14 protein-coding genes are annotated in these 19100 nt (G+C 70.7%); 8 read left to right on the top strand and 6 right to left on the bottom strand.

From position 1 onward, the window contains the following. Window positions 1-38 precede the first annotated feature (38 nt). Window positions 39-1334 carry an HRDC domain-containing protein gene (locus LN251_RS23850; protein WP_458246162.1) on the top strand — a complete coding sequence of 432 codons (1296 nt, stop codon included), beginning with the start codon at window positions 39-41 and terminating at the stop codon, window positions 1332-1334. Window positions 1335-1355: 21 nt separating this feature from the next. On the opposite strand, the gene LN251_RS23845 is transcribed toward LN251_RS23850, so the two are convergent. From LN251_RS23845 to LN251_RS23835, 3 genes are read right to left on the bottom strand one after another with little or no spacing between them, the layout of a single operon-like run. Then, window positions 1356-2186 (bottom strand): carbohydrate ABC transporter permease, encoded by an 831-nt coding sequence (locus LN251_RS23845; protein WP_458246161.1) that lies wholly within the window; start codon window positions 2184-2186, stop codon window positions 1356-1358. After that, complete coding sequence (locus tag LN251_RS23840; RefSeq protein WP_458246160.1) at window positions 2183-3136, bottom strand: carbohydrate ABC transporter permease; 954 nt, start codon at window positions 3134-3136, stop codon at window positions 2183-2185. Before LN251_RS23840 ends, LN251_RS23845 begins: the two co-directional genes overlap by 4 nt. 1 nt (window position 3137) lies before the next feature. Then, window positions 3138-4451, bottom strand: coding sequence for an ABC transporter substrate-binding protein (locus LN251_RS23835; protein ID WP_458246159.1), 1314 nt, complete (start codon window positions 4449-4451; stop codon window positions 3138-3140). A gap of 164 nt (window positions 4452-4615) precedes the next feature. Between LN251_RS23835 and LN251_RS23830 the strand changes: the two genes are divergently transcribed. The 5 genes from LN251_RS23830 (at window position 4616) to LN251_RS23810 (ending at window position 12921) form a co-directional block, all read left to right on the top strand. Beyond that, entirely contained in the window at window positions 4616-6988 is a 2373-nt protein-coding gene (locus tag LN251_RS23830) for a glycoside hydrolase family 2 protein (RefSeq protein ID WP_458246158.1), read from the top strand. Continuing rightward, a complete protein-coding gene (locus LN251_RS23825; RefSeq protein WP_458246157.1) occupies window positions 6985-8013 on the top strand; it encodes a LacI family DNA-binding transcriptional regulator in 1029 nt (342 codons plus the stop codon). The genes LN251_RS23830 and LN251_RS23825 overlap by 4 nt, the downstream gene beginning before the upstream one ends. 119 nt (window positions 8014-8132) lie before the next feature. Then, a complete protein-coding gene (locus tag LN251_RS23820; RefSeq protein ID WP_458246156.1) occupies window positions 8133-9353 on the top strand; it encodes a thiolase family protein in 1221 nt (406 codons plus the stop codon). Continuing rightward, window positions 9350-11479: a 3-hydroxyacyl-CoA dehydrogenase NAD-binding domain-containing protein gene (locus LN251_RS23815; protein WP_458246155.1), complete on the top strand. Its 2130-nt coding sequence runs from the start codon at window positions 9350-9352 to the stop codon at window positions 11477-11479. The genes LN251_RS23820 and LN251_RS23815 overlap by 4 nt, the downstream gene beginning before the upstream one ends. 323 nt (window positions 11480-11802) lie before the next feature. After that, complete coding sequence (locus tag LN251_RS23810; RefSeq protein ID WP_458246154.1) at window positions 11803-12921, top strand: LCP family protein; 1119 nt, start codon at window positions 11803-11805, stop codon at window positions 12919-12921. A 21-nt stretch (window positions 12922-12942) separates the two neighbouring features. On the opposite strand, the gene LN251_RS23805 is transcribed toward LN251_RS23810, so the two are convergent. Beyond that, window positions 12943-13959: a hypothetical protein gene (locus LN251_RS23805; protein WP_458246153.1), complete on the bottom strand. Its 1017-nt coding sequence runs from the start codon at window positions 13957-13959 to the stop codon at window positions 12943-12945. A gap of 141 nt (window positions 13960-14100) precedes the next feature. On the opposite strand from LN251_RS23805, the gene LN251_RS23800 reads away from it, so the two are divergent. Further along, on the top strand, window positions 14101-14991 hold the full coding sequence (locus tag LN251_RS23800; RefSeq protein WP_458246152.1) for an NAD(P)-dependent oxidoreductase: 891 nt from the start codon (window positions 14101-14103) through the stop codon (window positions 14989-14991). Between the two features lie 59 nt (window positions 14992-15050). Then, on the top strand, window positions 15051-15422 hold the full coding sequence (locus LN251_RS23795; RefSeq protein WP_458246151.1) for an NTP pyrophosphohydrolase: 372 nt from the start codon (window positions 15051-15053) through the stop codon (window positions 15420-15422). Here LN251_RS23795 and LN251_RS23790 read toward each other — a convergent pair. Together LN251_RS23790 and dxs are read right to left on the bottom strand one after the other, a co-directional pair. Further along, window positions 15412-16917 (bottom strand): amino acid permease, encoded by a 1506-nt coding sequence (locus LN251_RS23790; protein WP_458246150.1) that lies wholly within the window; start codon window positions 16915-16917, stop codon window positions 15412-15414. The two genes, LN251_RS23795 and LN251_RS23790, sit on opposite strands and share 11 nt — an antisense overlap. Before the next feature lie 143 nt (window positions 16918-17060). Further along, complete coding sequence (gene dxs / locus LN251_RS23785; RefSeq protein WP_458246783.1) at window positions 17061-18983, bottom strand: 1-deoxy-D-xylulose-5-phosphate synthase; 1923 nt, start codon at window positions 18981-18983, stop codon at window positions 17061-17063. Window positions 18984-19100 lie beyond the last annotated feature (117 nt).

Here is a 19100-nt window from a genome sequence, read left to right as displayed (position 1 = left end):
GTCGGCAGGCGCCGTCCATACACGGATACCCTTGACAGGTGACCGACGCCCAAGACACCGCAGCAGACGTTTCACTGCGAACCACCGGAGGCGCCCCTCCGGACGACGGCGGATCTTCTGCAGCGGAGGCGCCGATCCCTCTGCTGGAGCCGCGCGAGGGCATTCCGCCCGTCGTCGCCGACGCGGACGCGCTCGCCCGGGTGATCGCCGCGTTCGCGGGCGGCACCGGGCCCGTCGCCGTCGACGCCGAACGCGCCTCCGGCTACCGCTACGGCCAGCGCGCCTATCTGGTGCAGCTGCGCCGGGAGGGCGCGGGGACCGCCCTGATCGATCCCGTGGCCTGTCCTGACCTCTCCGGTCTCGGCGAGGCGCTGTCGGACGTCGAGTGGGTGCTGCACGCCGCCACCCAGGATCTGCCCTGTCTGCGCGAGATAGGCATGATGCCGACGCGGCTGTTCGACACCGAGCTCGCGGGACGGCTGGCAGGCTTCCCCCGGGTCGGCCTCGGCGCGATGGTCGAGGGCGTCCTGGGCTTCGTCCTGGAGAAGGGGCACTCCGCCGTCGACTGGTCGACCCGGCCGCTGCCCGAGCCGTGGCTCAGGTACGCGGCACTGGACGTGGAGCTGCTGGTCGATCTGCGGGACGCCCTGGAGAAGGAGCTGGACCGGCAGGGGAAGCTGGAGTGGGCCCGGCAGGAGTTCGCGGCGATCGCGGCCGCACCGCCCGCCGAGCCGCGCAAGGACCCCTGGCGCCGGACCTCCGGAATGCACAAGGTGCGCCGGCGCCGGCAGCTCGCCGTCGTGCGGGAGATGTGGCAGACCCGCGACCGGATCGCCCAGCGCCGGGACGTCTCGCCGGGCAAGGTGCTCAGCGACGCGGCCATCGTGGAGGCCGCGCTCGCCCTGCCGGCCGATGTGCAGGCGCTCACGGCGCTGAACGGCTTCGGCAACCGCATGGGGCGGCGCCAGCTGGAGCAGTGGCAGGCGGCCGTCGACCGGGCGAAGACGCTGTCCGAGTCCCAGCTGCCCGCACCCGGGCAGCCGGTGACCGGGCCTCCGCCGCCGCGTGCCTGGGCCGACAAGGACCCGGCCGCGGCCGCGCGGCTGTCGGCGGCGCGGGCCGGGGTGTCGGCACTGGCCGAGCGGCTGAACATGCCCCAGGAGAACCTGATCTCGCCGGACACCGTGCGGCGGGTGTGCTGGGAGCCGCCGAGGGTCGCGGACGCCGAGTCGGTCGGGGCCGCGCTGGCCGGGCACGGGGCGCGGGCCTGGCAGGTCGAGCAGGTCACACCGGTGCTGGTGGCCGCGCTGTCCGCGAGCGCCCAGGCCTCCTGAGCTCGGCGCCCTGATCCCTCCTCACTTGGTCGCTCCCCGTGTGAAGCCGTTGTAGATGTACCGCTGCAGGCACAGGAAGACGACCAGCGTGGGGAGGATGACCAGGATCGCCCCGGCCGAGATCGTCTCCCAGTGGGCGCCGAAGGGGCCCTTGAAGCGGAACAGGGACGTCGAGATCACGCCAAGATCCTGGTTCGGCATGTAGAGGAAGGGGATGTAGAAGTCGTTGTAGACGGCGATCCCCTTCACGATCACCACCGTCGCGATCGCCGGCTTGAGCAGCGGAAAGATGATCCGCCAGTAGACCGTGAACGCGTTCGCGCCGTCCAGGCGGGCCGACTCGTCCAGGCTCACCGGGATCGAGCGGACGAACTGCAGGAAGATGTAGATCGAGACGATGTCCGTGCCCATGTAGAGGGCGATCGGGGCCCAGCGGGTGTCGAACAGGCCGAAGCTGGTGACGATCCGGAAGGTCGCCACCTGGGTGGTGACCCCGGGAACCAGGGCGGCGAGCAGGAACAGGGCCACCACCGGCTTCTTCAGGCGGAACGTGAACCGGTCGATCGCGTAGGCCGTCATCGAGCCGATGAGGACCGTGCCGCCGACGGAGACGACCAGGATGAAGGCCGTGTTGCCGAAGGCGGAGAGCATCCGGCCGTCCTGGAACGCCGTGACGTAGTTGTGGAAGTTGAGCAGGTCGTGGGGCAGGCTGAGCGCCCCCGTGTCGTTCGACGTCTCCCGTTCCGTCTTCAGGGACGTCAGCAGGACGACGATCAGCGGCAGCAGGACGACCACGCTCGCCGCGATCAGGGACAGGTAGACGAGGGTGCGGGCCACCGCTCGGCGTGTCATACGAGATCCACCTTGTCGTCGGGGACGAGGCGCCGCTGGATCCAGGTCACCAGGAGGATGATCAGCAGCAGGACGACGGCGGCCGCGGAGGCCAGGCCCGTCTTGTTGAACTGGAAGGCCAGCTTCACCGTCTGGATCACGAAGGTCTCGGTGCCGGTCGCGCCGCCGGTCATGATGTAGGGGATCTCGAAGACCGACAGCGACCCGGAGACGGACAGGATCACGCTGAGGCTCAGCACGGGCCTGATGCCGGGCGCGATGATGTGCCGGAACTGCTGCCAGCGGCCCGCGCCGTCCAGTTCGGCGGCCTCGTACAGCTCCCCCGGGATGGACTGGATCGCGCCCAGGAACAGCACGAAGTTCAGGCCCGTGTAGCGCCAGACGGAGACCCCGGCCAGGGAGACGTTCGCGGACACCGGGCTGCCGAGCCACGCGTGGTCGGAGTGGACGCCGAAGAGCGCGAGGACGCAGTCGAGGGTGCCGCCGTCCTGGAAGAAGTAGAGGAAGACGAAGCCGATGGCCACCCCGTTGATCAGGTACGGGAAGAACAGCACGCCCTTGAAGAGGTTCCGGAAGCGGACGTCGAAGCTGAGGATCGTGGCGAAGTAGAGCGCGACGGCGATCTGCACCACCGAGGCGGCCAGGTAGTAGCCGCTGACCCAGAAGACCTCGAACAGGTCGGGGCGGGTGAACAGTTCGGTGTAGTTGCCGATGCCCGTGTAGTGCAGCTCGGGGCTGAGGCCGTCCCAGTCGGTGAAGCTGTACGCCAGCATGTTGACGATCGGCGCGTAGGTGAAGGTGATCAGGAAGGCGAGGGGGACGAGCAGGAACAGCCAGGGGGTCAGGCCCCGCCACACGCGCGCGCGACAAGGGGCGGGGGCCGGGAGGGGCGCGTCGGGCGGCGGCTGCGCGGGGGCCCGCTCGGGCGCCTTGGGGGTGGTGTCCGTCATCTCAGGACCCCAGGGTCTTCTGGGCCTCGGTCCACTTCCCGCTCAGGCCGGCGAGGAAGGAGTCCAGGCTGCCCTTCCTGGCGCCGCGCGCGAGGTCGACCAGGTCCTGGCGGTAGTCGGGCTTGTTGATGCCGACCTCGGACTGGTCGTCGATCGCCTTCACCCGTGCGCCCTCGGTGTCGTCGAGCTCGATGAGCTTCACACCCTGCTCCTCGTAGGGCTTCAGCACGTCGGGCAGCGGGGCGCTCTTCAGCGGTGAGATCGCCAGGTTGTCCCGGTCGTAGCCGGACTTGTCGGTGAACCAGTCGATCCAGGCGCGGGCCGCCTCCTTGTGCTTCGAGTGGACGTTGACGGCCTGGTTGTAGTCGGGGCCGACGACCGCGCAGAACTTCCCGTCCACCTGGGCGGGGAAGGGCATGAAGCCGATGTCGTTGGGGTTCGCTCCGGCCTTCTTCGCGGCGTCCCGGAACTGGACGATCGCCCAGGTGCCGAGCCACTGCGTGGCGATCTTCCCCTTGGCCAACTGGGGCTTGGACAACTCCCAGTTGGTGGTCGTCGGGTCCTTCTCGGCCAGGCCCTGGTGCACGATGTCGTACAGCAGGGTGTCGCCGACGCGCAGGTCGCTGCCCTTCGCCCAGGGGTCGCCCTCGGCCAGTTTCGTGGTGGCCCCGGTGTCGCAGCCGACCGAGCCGTTGACGAAGGTCCACGACGTCAGCGGCCACTGGGCGGCGAAGTTGGTGTAGTAGGGCACCGCGTCCGTCCTGGACTTGATCGCCTTGAGGTCGCTCAGGAACTCGGCGGGCGTGGTGGGCCACTTGGTGACGCCGGCCTCGCGCCAGACCTTCTTGTTGTAGACGAAGCCGGGAGCGACGCCGATCGGGCTCTGGCCGTAGACCTTGCCGTCCACCGTGGTGAAGTCCGTGAAGCGGTACTTCTGGGCGCGCTCCGCCCGGGTGCCGAGGGAGGCGAAGAAGCGGGGGTAGTCGCTCTTCTTCACCACGCCCGGGATCATCAGGACGTCGCCGTAGTTCTCCGTGTTCATGCGGATCTTGACGTCGGCCTCGTAGTTGGTGAGGGCCTCGAACTCGACCTTGACCTTGGGGTACGTCCTGTTGAACGCGGCGGCGTACTTCTTCATCGTGCCGTCCTGCACGAGGTCGGTGCGCTGGGTGAGGACCTTGATGGTTCCGCTGACCTTCGCCGGGTCGTCGGGCGCCTTGGCGTCCGCGCCCTTGGAGGCGGCTCCGGTGCCGGTGCAGGCCGTGAGGACGAGAGCGGCTCCGGCCGCGACGGCCAGGACTGTACGGCGGGACATGTGCATCAGCTCCGTTCATGGTTCACGTTCATGGGACGGACGAGCACGAGCGGGTTGGCTGGTTCGGTACTCTGACAACGTTTTCTTAACCGGTAAAGTCTGTATTCCGCCAAGGCTGTCGAAAGCTTTCCGCTGACTGGACTGAAACGGTTTAGGGAGTGTGCATGCTGGAGGCGACACCGCTCACCGAGGGATGGATCCTGCGGCACGAAGGGGAGGAACTTCCGGCAGCGGTGCCGGGCTGTGTGCACACCGATCTCCTGGCGGCCGGGGTGATCCCGGACCCCTTCCTCGGCGCGAACGAGACCGAGGTGGCGTGGGTCGCGCGGCGGGAGTGGACGTACGAGAGGGAGCTGCCGACCGGGGCCGGGGGCCATGAGCAGACCGATCTGGTCTTCGACGGGCTCGACACGGTCGCCGAGGTGACGGTCGACGGCCGGGTGCTGGGCCGGACGCGGAACATGCACCGCACTCACCGCTTCGACGTCACCGGTCTTCGGGGCCGGCTGTCGGTGCGGTTCGTCTCGGCGTACGCCGAGGCGGAGGCGGTGCGCGGGCGGGTGGGCGAGCGGCCGGCCGCCTACGCGGAGCCGTACCAGTACGTGCGCAAGATGGCCTGCTCGTTCGGCTGGGACTGGGGGCCCACGCTGGTGACGGCCGGAATCTGGCGGCCGGTGCGGCTGGAGTCCTGGTCCACCGCCCGGATCGCCCGGGTGCGGCCCCTGGTGACGGTCGAGGACGGCCTGGGCGTGGTGGAGCTGCACATCGAGGTCGAGCGCAGCCGGGTGGAGGCACCGCTCGCCGTGGAGGCGACGGTCGGCGGGGTCCGGGTGCGCGGGGAGATCGAGGGAACGGCCGGGGTCGTGCTGCTCCGGGTCCCGGACGCCCGCCTGTGGTGGCCACGCGGGTACGGTGAACAGCCGCTGTACAACGTCGAGTTGACGCTCCTGCACGACGGGGACGCGCTGGACGTGTGGCGGCGCCGGGTCGGTTTCCGGACGGTGCGGCTCGACACCTCGGCCGACGCGCACGGCTCCGGCTTCACCCTCGTCGTCAACGGCGAGCGGCTCTTCGCGCGCGGCGTGAACTGGATCCCGGACGATGTCTTCCCCTCGCGGGTCACACGGGAGCGCTACCGGGAGCGGCTCGGGCAGGCCGCCCGCGCCGGGGTGGACCTGGTGCGGATCTGGGGCGGCGGGATCTACGAGAGCGAGGACTTCTACGACGCCTGCGACGAACTGGGCCTGCTGGTCTGGCAGGACTTCCCCTTCGCGTGCGCCGCCTACCCCGAGGAGCAGCCGCTGCGGGGCGAGGTGGAGGCGGAGGCGCGGGAGAACGTCGTACGGCTGATGCCGCATCCGTCGCTCGTGCTGTGGAACGGCAACAACGAGAACCTGTGGGGGTTCCGGGACTGGGGATGGGAGGCGCGGCTCGCCGGGGGCTCCTGGGGCGAGGGGTACTACCTGGGCCTGCTGCCGCGCGTGATGGCCGAGTCGGATCCGACCCGGCCCTACACGGCGGGCAGTCCGTGGTCGGGTTCGTGGGAGCGGCATCCGAACGATCCGGCGCACGGCACGCACCACTCCTGGGAGGTGTGGAACCGGGCGGACTACAGCGAGTACCTGCGTGAAGTGCCGCGCTTCGTGGCCGAGTTCGGCTGGCAGGCACCGCCCGCGTACGCCACGCTGCGGCGGGCGCTGCCGGACGAGGAACTCGCCCCCGACTCCCCCGGCATGCTGCACCACCAGAAGGCCGACGACGGCAACGGCAAGCTGGAGCGCGGGCTGGCCCGGCATTTCGCCGTCCCCGAGGGGGACTTCGACCGCTGGCACTATCTGACGCAGGTCAACCAGGCGCGGGCGGTGGCCGCCGGGATCGAGCACTGGCGGTCGCACTGGCCGCAGTGCGCGGGCACGATCGTATGGCAGCTCAACGACTGCTGGCCGGTGACGAGTTGGGCCGCGATCGACGGGGACGGCCGGGAGAAGCCGCTCTACCACGAGCTGCGGCGGCTGTACGCGGACCGGTTGCTGACCCTGCAGGCGCGGGATGCGGGGCTGGTGCTGGCAGCCGTCAACCAGTCCGGGCGGGCGTGGACGGGCACGGTGACGCTGCGGCGGATGTCCGTGCAGGGCGCGGTGGTCGCGGAGGCGGCTGTGGAGTTCCGGGCGGAGCGGCGGGCGGTCGCCTCCGTGGCGGTGCCGCGGGAGCTGGAGCCGGCCGGGCCCAAGGAGTTCCTGGCGGCCGACGCGGACGGGCTGCGGGCGCTGTGGTTCCCCGTGCCCGACTGTGAAGTGCCCTATCCTCAGCCGGAGTTCGAGGTGACGGTGGCGCCGGGCGCGGTCACCGTGACGGCCCGCACGCTCGTACGGGACCTGCTGCTGCAGGCCGACCGGCTGGGGCCCGAGGCGCGCGCCGACCGGGGGCTGGTCACACTGCTGCCCGGGGAGCGGGTGACCATCGGGGTCAGCGGCTGGGACGATCCCGACCCGGACGCCGCCCGCGCCGCCCTGTACTGCCTGGAGCCGACCGCATGACGACCTCCCGCGTCACCATCAAGGACGTCGCCGCGCGCGCAGGTGTGTCCAAGGGGGCGGTGTCGCTCGCCTTCAACCACAAGCCGGGCCTGGCGGAGGCGACCCGGGACCGGATCTTCGAGGCGGCCCGGGAGCTGGGGTGGGCGCCGAGCACGACCGCGCGGACGCTGGCGGGGTCCCGGGTGGACGTGGTGGGGCTGGCGATCTGCCGGCCCGCGCGGCTGCTGGGGCTGGAGCCCTTCTACATGGAGTTCGTCTCCGGGGTGGAGAGCGTGCTGACCGAGCGGTCCTGCTCGCTGCTGCTGCGGCTCGTGCGCAGCGTGGAGGAGGAGGCCGGGCTGCTGGAGTCGTGGTGGCGGGGGCGGCAGGTCGGCGGATCGATCCTGGTCGACTTCCGGCTGGACGATCCCCGGGTGGCCGCGGCGGAGCGGCTGGGGATGCCGGTGGTGGCGGTCGGGCATCCCTCGCTGACCGGTTCGCTGACGTCGGTGTGGACCGACGACGCGACGGCCGTGACGGAGGCGGTGCGCTACCTCGCGGCGCTCGGGCACCGGAGGATCGCGCGGGTGGGGGGTGCGGCGGCGCTCGGGCACACGGCGACCCGGACGGCCGCGTTCGACGAGGCGGCGCGGGCCCTGGAGCTGGCGGGGGCCTGGCAGGTGACCACCGACTACTCGGGGGAGTCGGGGGCGCGGGCCACCCGGTCGCTGCTGACGGCGGCCGCGCCGGACCGGCCCACGGCGATCGTCTACGACAACGACATCATGGCGGTGGCCGGGCTGTCGGTGGCCGCGGAGATGGGGCTGAGTGTGCCGGGAGACGTCTCCCTGCTGGCCTGGGACGACTCGCAGCTGTGCCGCCTCACCCGTCCGACGCTCTCCGCCATGAGCCATGACGTGCACGGATTCGGGGCGGACGTGGCACGTACGCTGTTCGGCGTGATCACCGGCAAGGGGCCCGGCTCGCATCCGGTGCCCACTCCGGTCCTCACCCCCCGGGGGTCCACGGCTCCGCCGCGGGTGTGACCTTCGCCGCTGTGGCCGTCAGGGGTGTGCAGTTACGTTACCCGCAAGTAGCATGGGCCTGAGCGCGCGCTCAGCGCGGCCGCAGCAGTGCAGATCCCGCACCCTGGAGGAGAGCCATCGTGCCTCGTACCGTCAGGGACGTCGTCTTCGTAGACGGCGTCCGTACCCCGTTCGGCAAGGCGGGCCCGAAGGGCATCTACCACGAGACCCGTGCCGACGACCTCGTCGTGAAGGCGATCCGGGAGCTGCTGCGCCGCAACCCCGGTCTCGACCCGAAGAAGATCGACGAGGTCGCCATCGCGGCGACCACGCAGATCGGTGACCAGGGCCTCACCATCGGCCGTACCGCGGGCATCCTGGCGGGTCTGCCGCAGTCGGTCCCGGGCTACTCCATCGACCGCATGTGCGCCGGTGCGCTGACCGCCGTCACCACCGTGGCCGGTTCGGTCGCCTTCGGCGCCTACGACATCGCCATCGCCGGTGGTGTCGAGCACATGGGCCGCCACCCCATGGGCGAGGGCGTGGACCCGAACCCCCGCTTCGTGAGCGAGAAGCTCGTCGACGAGTCGGCCCTGTTCATGGGCATGACCGCGGAGAACCTGCACGACCGGTACCCGACGATCACCAAGCAGCGCGCCGACGAGTACGCCGTGCGCTCGCAGGAGAAGGCCGCCAAGGCGTACGCCAACGGCAAGATCCAGGCTGACCTCGTCCCGATCTCCGTGCGCCGCACCAACCCGGAGGCCGGCGAGACCGGCTGGGGCCTGGTCACGGCCGACGAGCCGATGCGCCCGGGGACCACCCTGGAGAACCTGTCGGGTCTGAAGACGCCGTTCCGCGTGCACGGCCGGGTCACCGCGGGCAACGCGGCCGGTCTGAACGACGGCGCCACCGCCTCCCTCATCGCCTCCGAGGACTTCGCCCGCGAGAACGACCTGCCGGTGAAGATGCGCCTGGTCGCGTACTCCTTCGCGGGTGTCGAGCCGGAGGTCATGGGCTACGGCCCGATCCCGGCCACGGAGAAGGCGCTCGCGCAGGCGGGTCTGTCGATCTCCGACATCGGTCTCTTCGAGATCAACGAGGCCTTCGCGGTCCAGGTCCTGGCCTTCCTGGAGCACTACGGCATCGCGGACGACGACGCGCGCGTCAACCAGTACGGCGGCGCCATCGCCTTCGGTCACCCGCTGGCCTCCTCCGGTGTCCGTCTGATGACGCAGCTGGCCCGCCAGTTCGAGGAGCAGCCGCACGTCCGCTACGGCCTGACCACCATGTGCGTCGGCTTCGGCATGGGCGCGACGGTCATCTGGGAGAACCCGCACTTCGACGGAGGCAGCAAGTGAGCACCACCGCTGAGCTTTTGAAGGGTGCAGCCGAGCTGTTCCCCGACGAGGTCGTCACGTCCGCGCACGTACGCCACCTCGACCTGCCGTTCAACGCCGGGCGCTTCGCCCTGATCACGCTGGACAACGGCTTCGACCACACCAAGCCGACCACCTTCGGCCCGGCGTCGCTGGCGAACCTGAACACCGCCATCGACCAGGTCGAGAAGGAGGCGGCGGCCGGCGAGATCGTCGGTGTCGGCATCACCGGCAAGCCGTTCATCTTCGCCGTCGGCGCCGACCTCAAGGGCGTCGAGCTGCTCAAGGAGCACAAGGACGCGCTGGCCATCGGCAAGGGCGGCCACGAGGTCTTCAAGCGCCTCGGCGGCCTCGCGGTGCCGACCTTCGCCTACTACAACGGCGCCGCCATGGGCGGTGGCGTCGAGGTCGGTCTGCACTGCTCGTACCGCACGGTGTCCGCGGCCCTGCCCGCCTTCTCGCTCCCCGAGGTCTTCCTCGGCCTGGTCCCCGGCTGGGGCGGCTGCACGCTGCTGCCGAACCTGATCGGCGCCGACAAGGCCGTCTCGGTGATCATCGAGAACTCGCTCAACCAGAACAAGCAGCTCAAGGGCGTCCAGGTCTACGAACTGGGCATCGCCGACGCGCTCTTCGAGGGCGCGGACTTCCTGGAGCAGTCCCTGCTGTGGACGGCGTCCGTCCTCAAGGGCGAGATCGTCGTCGAGCGTCCGGTCATCGATCGCGGTGAGGCCTGGGACCAGGCCGTCGCCAAGGGCCGCTTCATCGCGGACTCCAAGGTGCACGGCGCCGCCCCGGCCGCCTACCGCGCCCTGGACATCATCGCCGCCGCCAAGAACGGCGACCTCCAGCAGGGCTACGACGCCGAGGACACGGCGCTCGCCGACCTCATCATGGGCGGCGAACTGCGCTCCGGCATCTACGCGTTCAACCTGGTGCAGAAGCGCGGCAAGCGTCCCGCCGGCGCCCCGGACAAGAACCTGGCGCGCCCGGTCACCAAGGTCGGCGTGGTCGGCGCCGGTCTGATGGCCTCGCAGCTGGCGCTGCTGTTCCTGCGCCGCCTGGAGGTGCCGGTCGTACTGACCGACATCGACCAGGAGCGCGTCGACAAGGGTGTGGGCTACGTCCACGCCGAGATCGACAAGCTGCTCGGCAAGGGCCGTATCAACCAGGACAAGGCCAACCGCCTCAAGGCGCTGGTGACCGGTGTGCTGGACAAGGCCGAGGGCTTCGCGGACGCGGACTTCATCATCGAGGCCGTCTTCGAGGAGATCGGCGTCAAGCAGCAGGTGTTCGCGGAGGTCGAGGCGGTCGCCCCGGCGCACGCGATCCTCGCCACCAACACCTCCTCGCTGTCGGTGACGGAGATGGCGTCGAAGCTGAAGAACCCCGAGCGGGTCGTCGGCTTCCACTTCTTCAACCCGGTCGCGATCCTCCCGCTGCTGGAGATCGTCCGCGGCGAGCGGACCGACGACGCCTCGCTCGCGACGGCGTTCGCCGTGGCCAAGAAGCTGAAGAAGACCGCGGTCCTGGTCAAGGACGCCCCGGCGTTCGTCGTGAACCGCATCCTGACCCGCTTCATGGGCGAGATCCAGAACGTCATCGACGAGGGCACCCCGGTCGAGGTGGCGGAGAAGGCGGTGGAGCCGCTGGGCCTGCCGATGTCTCCCCTCGTCCTGCTGGAGCTGGTCGGTCCCGCGATCGGCCTGCACGTCTCGGAGACCCTCAACCGGGCCTTCCCCGACCGCTTCACGGTCTCCCCGAACCTCGCCGCCGTCGTCAAGGCGGGCAAGCGCGGCTTCTACGTGTACGACAGCGGCAAGCCCGAGCTGGACCCCGAGGTCGCCGCGCTGCTCAAGCAGGGCGACTCCGTCCTGAGCGAGGAGCAGGTCCGCGCGCGCGTCCTGGACGCCGTCGCCCAGGAGATCGGGCTCATGCTCGACGAGGGCGTCGTCGCCGAGGCCCAGGACATCGACCTCTGCCTGATCACGGGTGCCGGCTGGCCCTTCCACCTGGGCGGCATCACGCCGTACCTGGACCGCGAGGGTGTCTCCGAGCGCGTGACCGGCAAGAAGTTCCTGGCACCGGGAGTGGCGTCGGTTCCGGCGTAACACCCGAGAACGACTGAAGAGGGCCTCCGCCGACAGGTGGAGGCCCTCTTTTCGTGGGTCCTGTCACGACCGCCACGGACCCAGGGGGCGGCGGCCGCCCCGAGCGCATACCAAATGTTTAACCTTCACAGGATCGGCACATCATCAGCAAGCACGCACACTGCTGTCATGAACAGACGGAAATGACAGAAACCACATACAACCCTTGTGTCTCAACGGACGTCTGATGACCGGTGGGCGACTGCCCATCGTCGCGGACCGGCTCGGTCTCTCCCCCACACACATGCCCTGAGCCACTGGTCGAGGAGAGAGGACCGACGCACATGACGCACGCCCTGACGGAGACGGACCCGGAGGGATCACGGCGCGCGCCGTCGGGCCGCCGGGGCGGGGTGCCGAGGAAGCGCCGCCGCGTCTGGCGCTGGATCGCGCTGAGCCTGGTGCTGCTGGTGGTGGCCGCGGGTGGCGTCGGCTACTGGCTGTACAGCGATCTGAACAGCAACATCAAGGGCGTCGACCTGGACAAGGCGATCGGCGACGACCGGCCCGAGAAGCTGCCCACGTCGGGGCAGAACCTGCTGGTGCTCGGCTCCGACTCACGCGCGGGCGCCAACGGGAAGCTGAGCGGGGACACGGCCGCCGGGGCCCGCTCCGACACCGCGCTGGTGATCCACATACCCGAGGGCCGCCGCCAGGCCGTCGCCGTGAGCATTCCGCGCGACACCCTGGTGACGCGGCCCGAGTGCACGGCCAAGGACGGCTCGGCGCTGCCGTCGGCGAAGCGCGTGATGTTCAACTCCGTGTACTCGCTGGCCGGACCGGCGTGCGTGGTCAAGACCGTGGAACGGATGTCGGGCGTCCGCATGGACCACTTCGTCGAGATCGACTTCGCCGGCTTCAAGGGACTGGTCGATGCCATCGGCGGGGTGACCGTCACGGTCGACCGGGACATCCACGACCACAACAGCGGTCTCGACATCACCGCGGGCACCCACAAGCTCGACGGCACCCAGTCACTGCAGTTCGTGCGCACCCGGCACGGCGTCGGCGACGGCAGCGACCTGGGGCGCATAGGCCTGCAGCAGCAGTTCCTGATCGACCTGCTGAGCGAGATCAAGAAGCAGGATCTGCTCGGCAGCCCCACGAAGTCCTACCGGATCGCCGACAAACTCACCCAGTCCCTCACCACCGACTCGGGCCTGGCCTCCCTCACCAGACTCGCCGAGTTCGGCCGCAGCATGAACGGCATAGACCCCTCCACGATGGAGACGATCATGCTGCCGGTGCGGTACGACACCCAGGACCCCAACCGCGTGGTCGCCGCCCAGCCCCAGGCCGGGCAGTTGTGGCAGGCGCTACGCAAGGACCAGGAGATCCCGGCCTCCGCGAAGAAGTCACCGGCCACGGGCGGCTCGACGAAGACGGGGGCCTCGACGTCCTGAGGGGTCCTGGGGCCGGGAGGCTCACACCTCCCGCCACGCCTCCAGCGCGAGCCCCGGTTCGTTCTTGCGGCGGGTGAGGAGGAGCAGGCCGGTCGACGGGGAGGACGTCGCGGCCACCACCCGGTCGTCCTCGTCCACCGCGAGCGAGACCCCGGCGTCCGCCGGGAGCGCGGGGCCGGACTCGGCCCACCAGGCGCCCGCCGACTCCTGCTCGGTCGGGTAGGCGGCGAAGGCGACCCGGCCGCTCGCCGAGCGCTGGGCGAGCAACGTGCAGTCGTAGCCGTCCAGTTCGCAGCGCACGGCGGAGACGGGGCCGGGGCCGGCGGAGGACAGCAGGGCGACCGGTTTGGCGCCGGGACGCCAGGCGCACAGGTCGCCCGAGTCGTCGGTGTAGAAGAGGGTGGTGCTCTCGGCGGAGGTGGCGAGCGCGTGCAGGGTGCCAGGGCGGACCGGTGCCTCGATCGCCTCCTCCAGGACGGGCTGGGAGCCGGGCTCCTCCTGACGCCAGTGCAGGATGCCGCCGGACACGGCCGCGTAGAGCTCCACGCGCCCCGCCTCCCCCGTCACCGCCGCCAACTCGTCCTGTACGTCACGTCCCTTGAGGTCCCGCCAGGGGTCCCAGCCGCCCTTCTCCCTCTGCGCGACCATGCTCACCCCGCCGCCCTGGTTGCGGACGAAGACATGGGCGCGGCCCGCGGCGTCGACCGCCACGGCGGGCATCCCGGTCAACGGCCCCTTCTTGTCGGGATGCCCGATGGGGTTCCAGTCCAGGGCGGCGAGCCGGGGCCGGAAGTGGGTGGAGTGCACGAGCCCGGACTCGCCCGCCGTCGTGGGCCGCCAGGAGACGAGGTGCGCGTAGCGGTCGCCGCCCTGACCGACCGCCAGGGACGGCCGCAGCCTCTGTTCCCCGCCGACCTTGCGTGCGGGCGTCCAGGTGCCGCCGGGGGTTCGTTCCGCCCGGCACAGGACGGCGTCGTCGGTCGGAAGGTAGACACTGAGCCGGCCGTCACGGCCGCGCAGGAGCCAGTCGCCGTTCACCAGTTCACCTTAAGCGGGCGGGTACGGCGGCCGTCGGCCGGGCCCCGCGTGGCAGGGGCGTCGACGGGCACGTCCGGGCCCGGAGGGGGCAGGCTGTATCTCGGCAACCGCAAGGACAGACGTGAGAAGGAAGCCGACCTCATGACCGATCAGCTCACCGTGGGCGTTCTCGGCACGGGCATCATGGGCGCCGCCATGGCCCGCAACATCGCCCGCGCCGGACACACCGTCCGCGCCTGGAACCGCACCCGCGCGAAGGCCGAGCCGCTGGCCGCCGACGGCGCGCACATCGCCGACACGCCCGCCGAGGCGGTGCGGGGCGCCGATGTCGTCGTCACCATGCTCTACGACGGCCCGGCCGCCCTGGAGGTGATGCGCGAGGCGGCCCCCGCGCTGCGCTCCGGCGCCGCCTGGGTGCAGGCGACCACCGCCGGCATCGAGGCGATCGGTGGACTCGCCGCCTTCGCCGCCGAGCACGGGCTGGTCTTCTACGACGCCCCGGTGCTCGGCACCCGCCAGCCCGCCGAGGCCGGACAGCTGACGGTGCTGGCCGCCGGGCCGGCCGAGGCACGCGCGGTCGTGGAGCCGGTGTTCGACGCGGTCGGCGCCCGCACCCTGTGGACCGGCGAGGACGGCGCGGCCGGCAGCGCCACCCGGCTGAAGCTGGTCGCCAACAGCTGGGTGCTCGCCGCCACCGCGGCGGCCGGCGAGGTCCTCGCCCTGTCGCGGGCGCTCGACGTGGACCCGGCGCAGTTCTTCGACCTCATCGCGGGCGGCCCGCTGGACATGGGCTATCTGAAGGCGAAGGCGGGGATGGTCCTGGAGGACCGCCTCTCCCCCGCCCAGTTCGCGGTGACCACGGCCGCCAAGGACGCCCGCCTCATCGTGGCGGCCGGCCGGGACAACGGGGTCCGCCTCGACGTGGCCACCGCGACCGCCGAGCGGCTGGAACGTGCGGCCGCGCAGGGTCACGGCGACGAGGACATGGCCGCCGCCTACTTCGCCAGCTTCGACGAGAAAACGGCGGACTGAGCGGCTCCTTCGCGGGACTGTGCGAACGCCCTTTCGCGGGACTGTGCGAACCTGGCCGCATGAGTGACAGCGACCCCCTGCTGGTGATCGTCGACGCCGCGAACGTCGTCGGGTCGGTGCCCGACGGATGGTGGCGGGACCGGCGGGGGGCCGCCGAGCGGCTGCGGGACCGGCTGGCGGCGGACGGGCTCCCCGGGCATGCCGGGCCGCTGGAGATCGTGCTGGTGGTCGAGGGGGCCGCGCGGGGGGTGGAGTCCGTCCCCGGGGTCCGGGTGGAGGCGGCTTCGGGGAGCGGGGACGACCGGATGGTGGAACTGGTCGCCGCGGAGGACGGCCGCGCCGTCCTGGTCGTGACGGCGGACCGGGAACTACGGCGCCGGGTGCGGGAGTTGGGCGCCGATGTCACCGGTCCGCGGACGGTCAGGCCCTGACGTCGGGGCTGCCGGCCGGCTGCTCCTGGCGAGCCAGGCGGCTGTGCGTGCGGCCGTAGAAGAAGTACACGGCGAAGCCGATGACCATCCAGATGGCGAACCGCAGCCAGGTCTCGGCCGGCAGGTTCAGCATCAGCCACAGTGAGGCCAGCACCGACACGATCGGCAGCGCCGGGACCCACGGGGTGCGGAAGGAGCGCTCCAGGTCGGGGCGGCTCCTGCGCAGGATGATCACGCTGATCGCGACGACGATGAACGCGAAGAGCGTGCCGATGTTCACCAGTTCGGCGAGTTCGCTGAGGCTGGTGAAGCCGGCGACGATCGCGATGATCACGCCGAGCAGGATCGTGGGCCGGTAGGGCGTGCGGAACTTCGGGTGGGTGTGGGAGAAGAAGCGGGGCAGCAGGCCGTCGCGGCTCATCGCGAAGAAGACCCGGGACTGGCCGAGCAGCAGGATCATGCAGACCGTGGTCAGGCCGATCGCGGCGCCGAAGCTGATCAGGCCCGCGAACCAGGGGTGGCCGGTGGCCTTGAAGGCGTCGGCGAGCGGGGCGTCCACGGACAGCTTGCTGTACTTCTGCATGCCGGTCACCACGATCGACACGGCGACGTACAGCGCGGTGCAGATGATCAGGGAGCCGATGATGCCGCGCGGCACGTCACGCTGCGGGTTGCGGGTCTCCTCGGCGGCGGTGGCGACGACGTCGAAGCCGATGAAGGCGAAGAAGACCACGGACGCGGCGGTGAAGATGCCCATCACGCCGAAGTTGGAGGGCGCCCAGCCGAACATCAGCTGGATCAGCGGGGCCTTGAGGTTCCCGCCCGCCTCCACCGACTGCGCCTTGGGGATGAACGGGTCGTAGTTGCCGCTCTTGATGAAGAAGGCACCCGCGATGATGACGACCAGGACGACGGCGACCTTGATGGCGACGACGACCGAGGTGACGCGCGCGGAGAGCTTCATGCCGACGACGAGGATCGCCGTGAGCAGCAGCACCAGGGCGGCGGCGAGGATGTCGAAGCCGAACCCGGAGGCGCCGTCGCGCCCGCTGAGCGCCTCGGGCAGATGCCAGCCGGCGTTGTCCAGCAGGGAGTGGATGTAGCCGGACCAGCCGACGGCGACCACCGCCGTGCCGAGCGCGAGTTCCAGTACCAGGTCCCAGCCGATGATCCAGGCGGGTAGTTCACCGAGGGAGGCGTAGGAGAAGGTGTACGCGGAGCCCGCCACGGGGACCGTGGAGGCGAACTCGGCGTAGCACAGCGCGGCCAGCGCGCAGACGACACCGGCGACGACGAAGGACAGGGAGACGGCCGGGCCCGCGGTGTTCTTGGCGGCCGTGCCGGTCAGGACGAAGATGCCGGTGCCGATGATGACGCCGACGCCGAAGACCGTCAGGTCGAGCGCGGACAGGGATTTCTTGAGCGCGTGTTCCGGTTCCTCGGTGTCCCGGATGGAGTGTTCGACGTTCTTCGTCCTGAAAAGGGTGCTGCTCACGGCGTACCTCCCACGCTGTCTCGTCCTCGCCATGATCGAGAGGGGGCTCAAGTCGTATGCCCCGACGCGCGCGGATTCACGCGGATGGGCCGCTTCCACCACCCTCGGCGGGGGAAAAGCGGCCCATCCGGTCGTACGGCGTGTCAGTCGCGCGCGGGCTCCACCTCGGAGGCGGCGCTGCGGTCGTAGCGGCCGTCCAGCTTGGAGACCAGGCCGGTGACCTGGCGGGCGATGTCCGGGGCGGTGAGGCCGATCTCCGTCATCACCTCGGCGCGGGAGGCGTGGTCGAGGAAGCGCGGCGGGATGCCGAAGTCGCGCAGCGGCACGTCGACGCCCGCGTCGCGCAGGGCCTGCGCGATCGCCGAGCCGACACCGCCGACGCGGGAGTTGTCCTCGACGGTGACGACCACGCGGTGCCGCTCCGCGAGCGGGGCCATGGCCTCGTCGACGGGCTTGACCCAGCGCGGGTCGACGACGGTGGTGGAGATGCCCTGCCGGTCGAGCAGGGCGGCGATCTCCAGGCACATCGGGGCCAGGGCGCCCACGGAGACCAGCAGCACGTCCGGGCGGTCCGTGCCGGGCTCGCGCAGCACGTCCATGCCGCCGACGCGGCCCACGGCCGGTACGGCGGGGCCGACGGCGCCCTTGGAGAAGCGCACCACGGTCGGCGCGTCCTCGACGGCCACGGCCTCGCGGAGCTGGGCGCGGACCTGGTCGGCGTCGCGCGGGGCGGCGAGCCTGAGGCCCGGCACCACCTGGAGGATCGACATGTCCCACATGCCGTTGTGGGAGGCGCCGTCGGTGCCGGTGACGCCCGCCCGGTCGAGCACGAACGTGACACCGCACTTGTGCAGGGCGACGTCCATCAGCACCTGGTCGAAGGCGCGGTTGAGGAAGGTGGCGTAGACGGCGAAGACGGGGTGCAGACCGCCGTGCGCGAGGCCGGCGGCGGAGACGGCGCCGTGCTGCTCGGCGATGCCGACGTCGTAGATCCGGTCCGGGAAGGTGTCCGCGAACTTCTTCAGGCCGACCGGCTGGAGCATCGCCGCGGTGATCGCCACGATGTCCTCGCGCTCCTTGCCCAGCTCGACCATCTCGTCACCGAAGACGGAGGTCCAGTCGGCGCCGGAAGCCTTGATCGGCAGGCCGGTGTCGGGGTGGATGGGGCCGATGCCGTGGAAGCGGTCGGCCTCGTCCTGGAGGGCGGGCTGGTAGCCGCGGCCCTTCTCGGTGAGGCAGTGGACGATGACGGGGCCGCCGAACCGCTTGGCGCGGGCCAGAGCGGACTCCAGGGCCTCGATGTCGTGGCCGTCGATGGGGCCGACGTACTTCAGGCCCAGGTCCTCGAACATGCCCTGGGGGGCGATGAAGTCCTTCAGGCCCTTCTTGGCGCCGTGCAGGGTCTCGTACAGCGGCCTGCCGACGACCGGGGTGCGGTCGAGGATGTCCTTCGTCCGGGCGAGGAAGCGCTCGTAGCCGTCGGTCGTCCGCAGGGTCGCCAGGTGGTTGGCGAGGCCGCCGATGGTCGGGGCGTAGGAGCGCTCGTTGTCGTTGACGACGATGACGAGCGGGCGGTCCTTGGCCTCGGCGATGTTGTTCAGCGCCTCCCAGGCCATACCGCCGGTGAGCGCGCCGTCACCGATGACCGCGACCACGTGGTCGTCGCGCCTGCGGACCTGGTTGGCCTTCGCGAGGCCGTCGGCCCAGCCCAGCACGGTGGAGGCGTGGCTGTTCTCGATGACGTCGTGCTCGGACTCGGCCTGCGAGGGGTAGCCGGACAGGCCGCCCTTCATCTTCAGCCGGCTGAAGTCCTGGCGGCCGGTGAGCAGCTTGTGCACGTAGGACTGGTGGCCGGTGTCCCACAGCACCTTGTCCTTGGGCGAGTCGAAGACGCGGTGCAGGGCGATGGTGAGCTCGACGACGCCCAGGTTTGGGCCGAGGTGGCCGCCGGTCTTGGAGACGGCGTCGACGAGGAAGGTCCGGATCTCCTCTGCCAGCTGGTCCAGCTCCTCCAGGCTGAGCCGGTCCAGATCGCGCGGTCCCCTGATGCGGGTCAGCAGCGGCACCCGTGCCTCCTTGCAGTAAAAGCTGATCGAGCTGTTGCCGGGCTTGTCGAGTCTAATGTTCCGCCGTTGCGGACGACGCCCGGGCGTCGCGTCGTAGGTCACGCGATCGGCTCTACC

The organism is Streptomyces sp. MAI_2237, from assembly GCF_054189285.1.
Note: the sequence above shows the minus strand (reverse complement) of the source record. Positions and strands in the feature narration are given on the sequence as shown.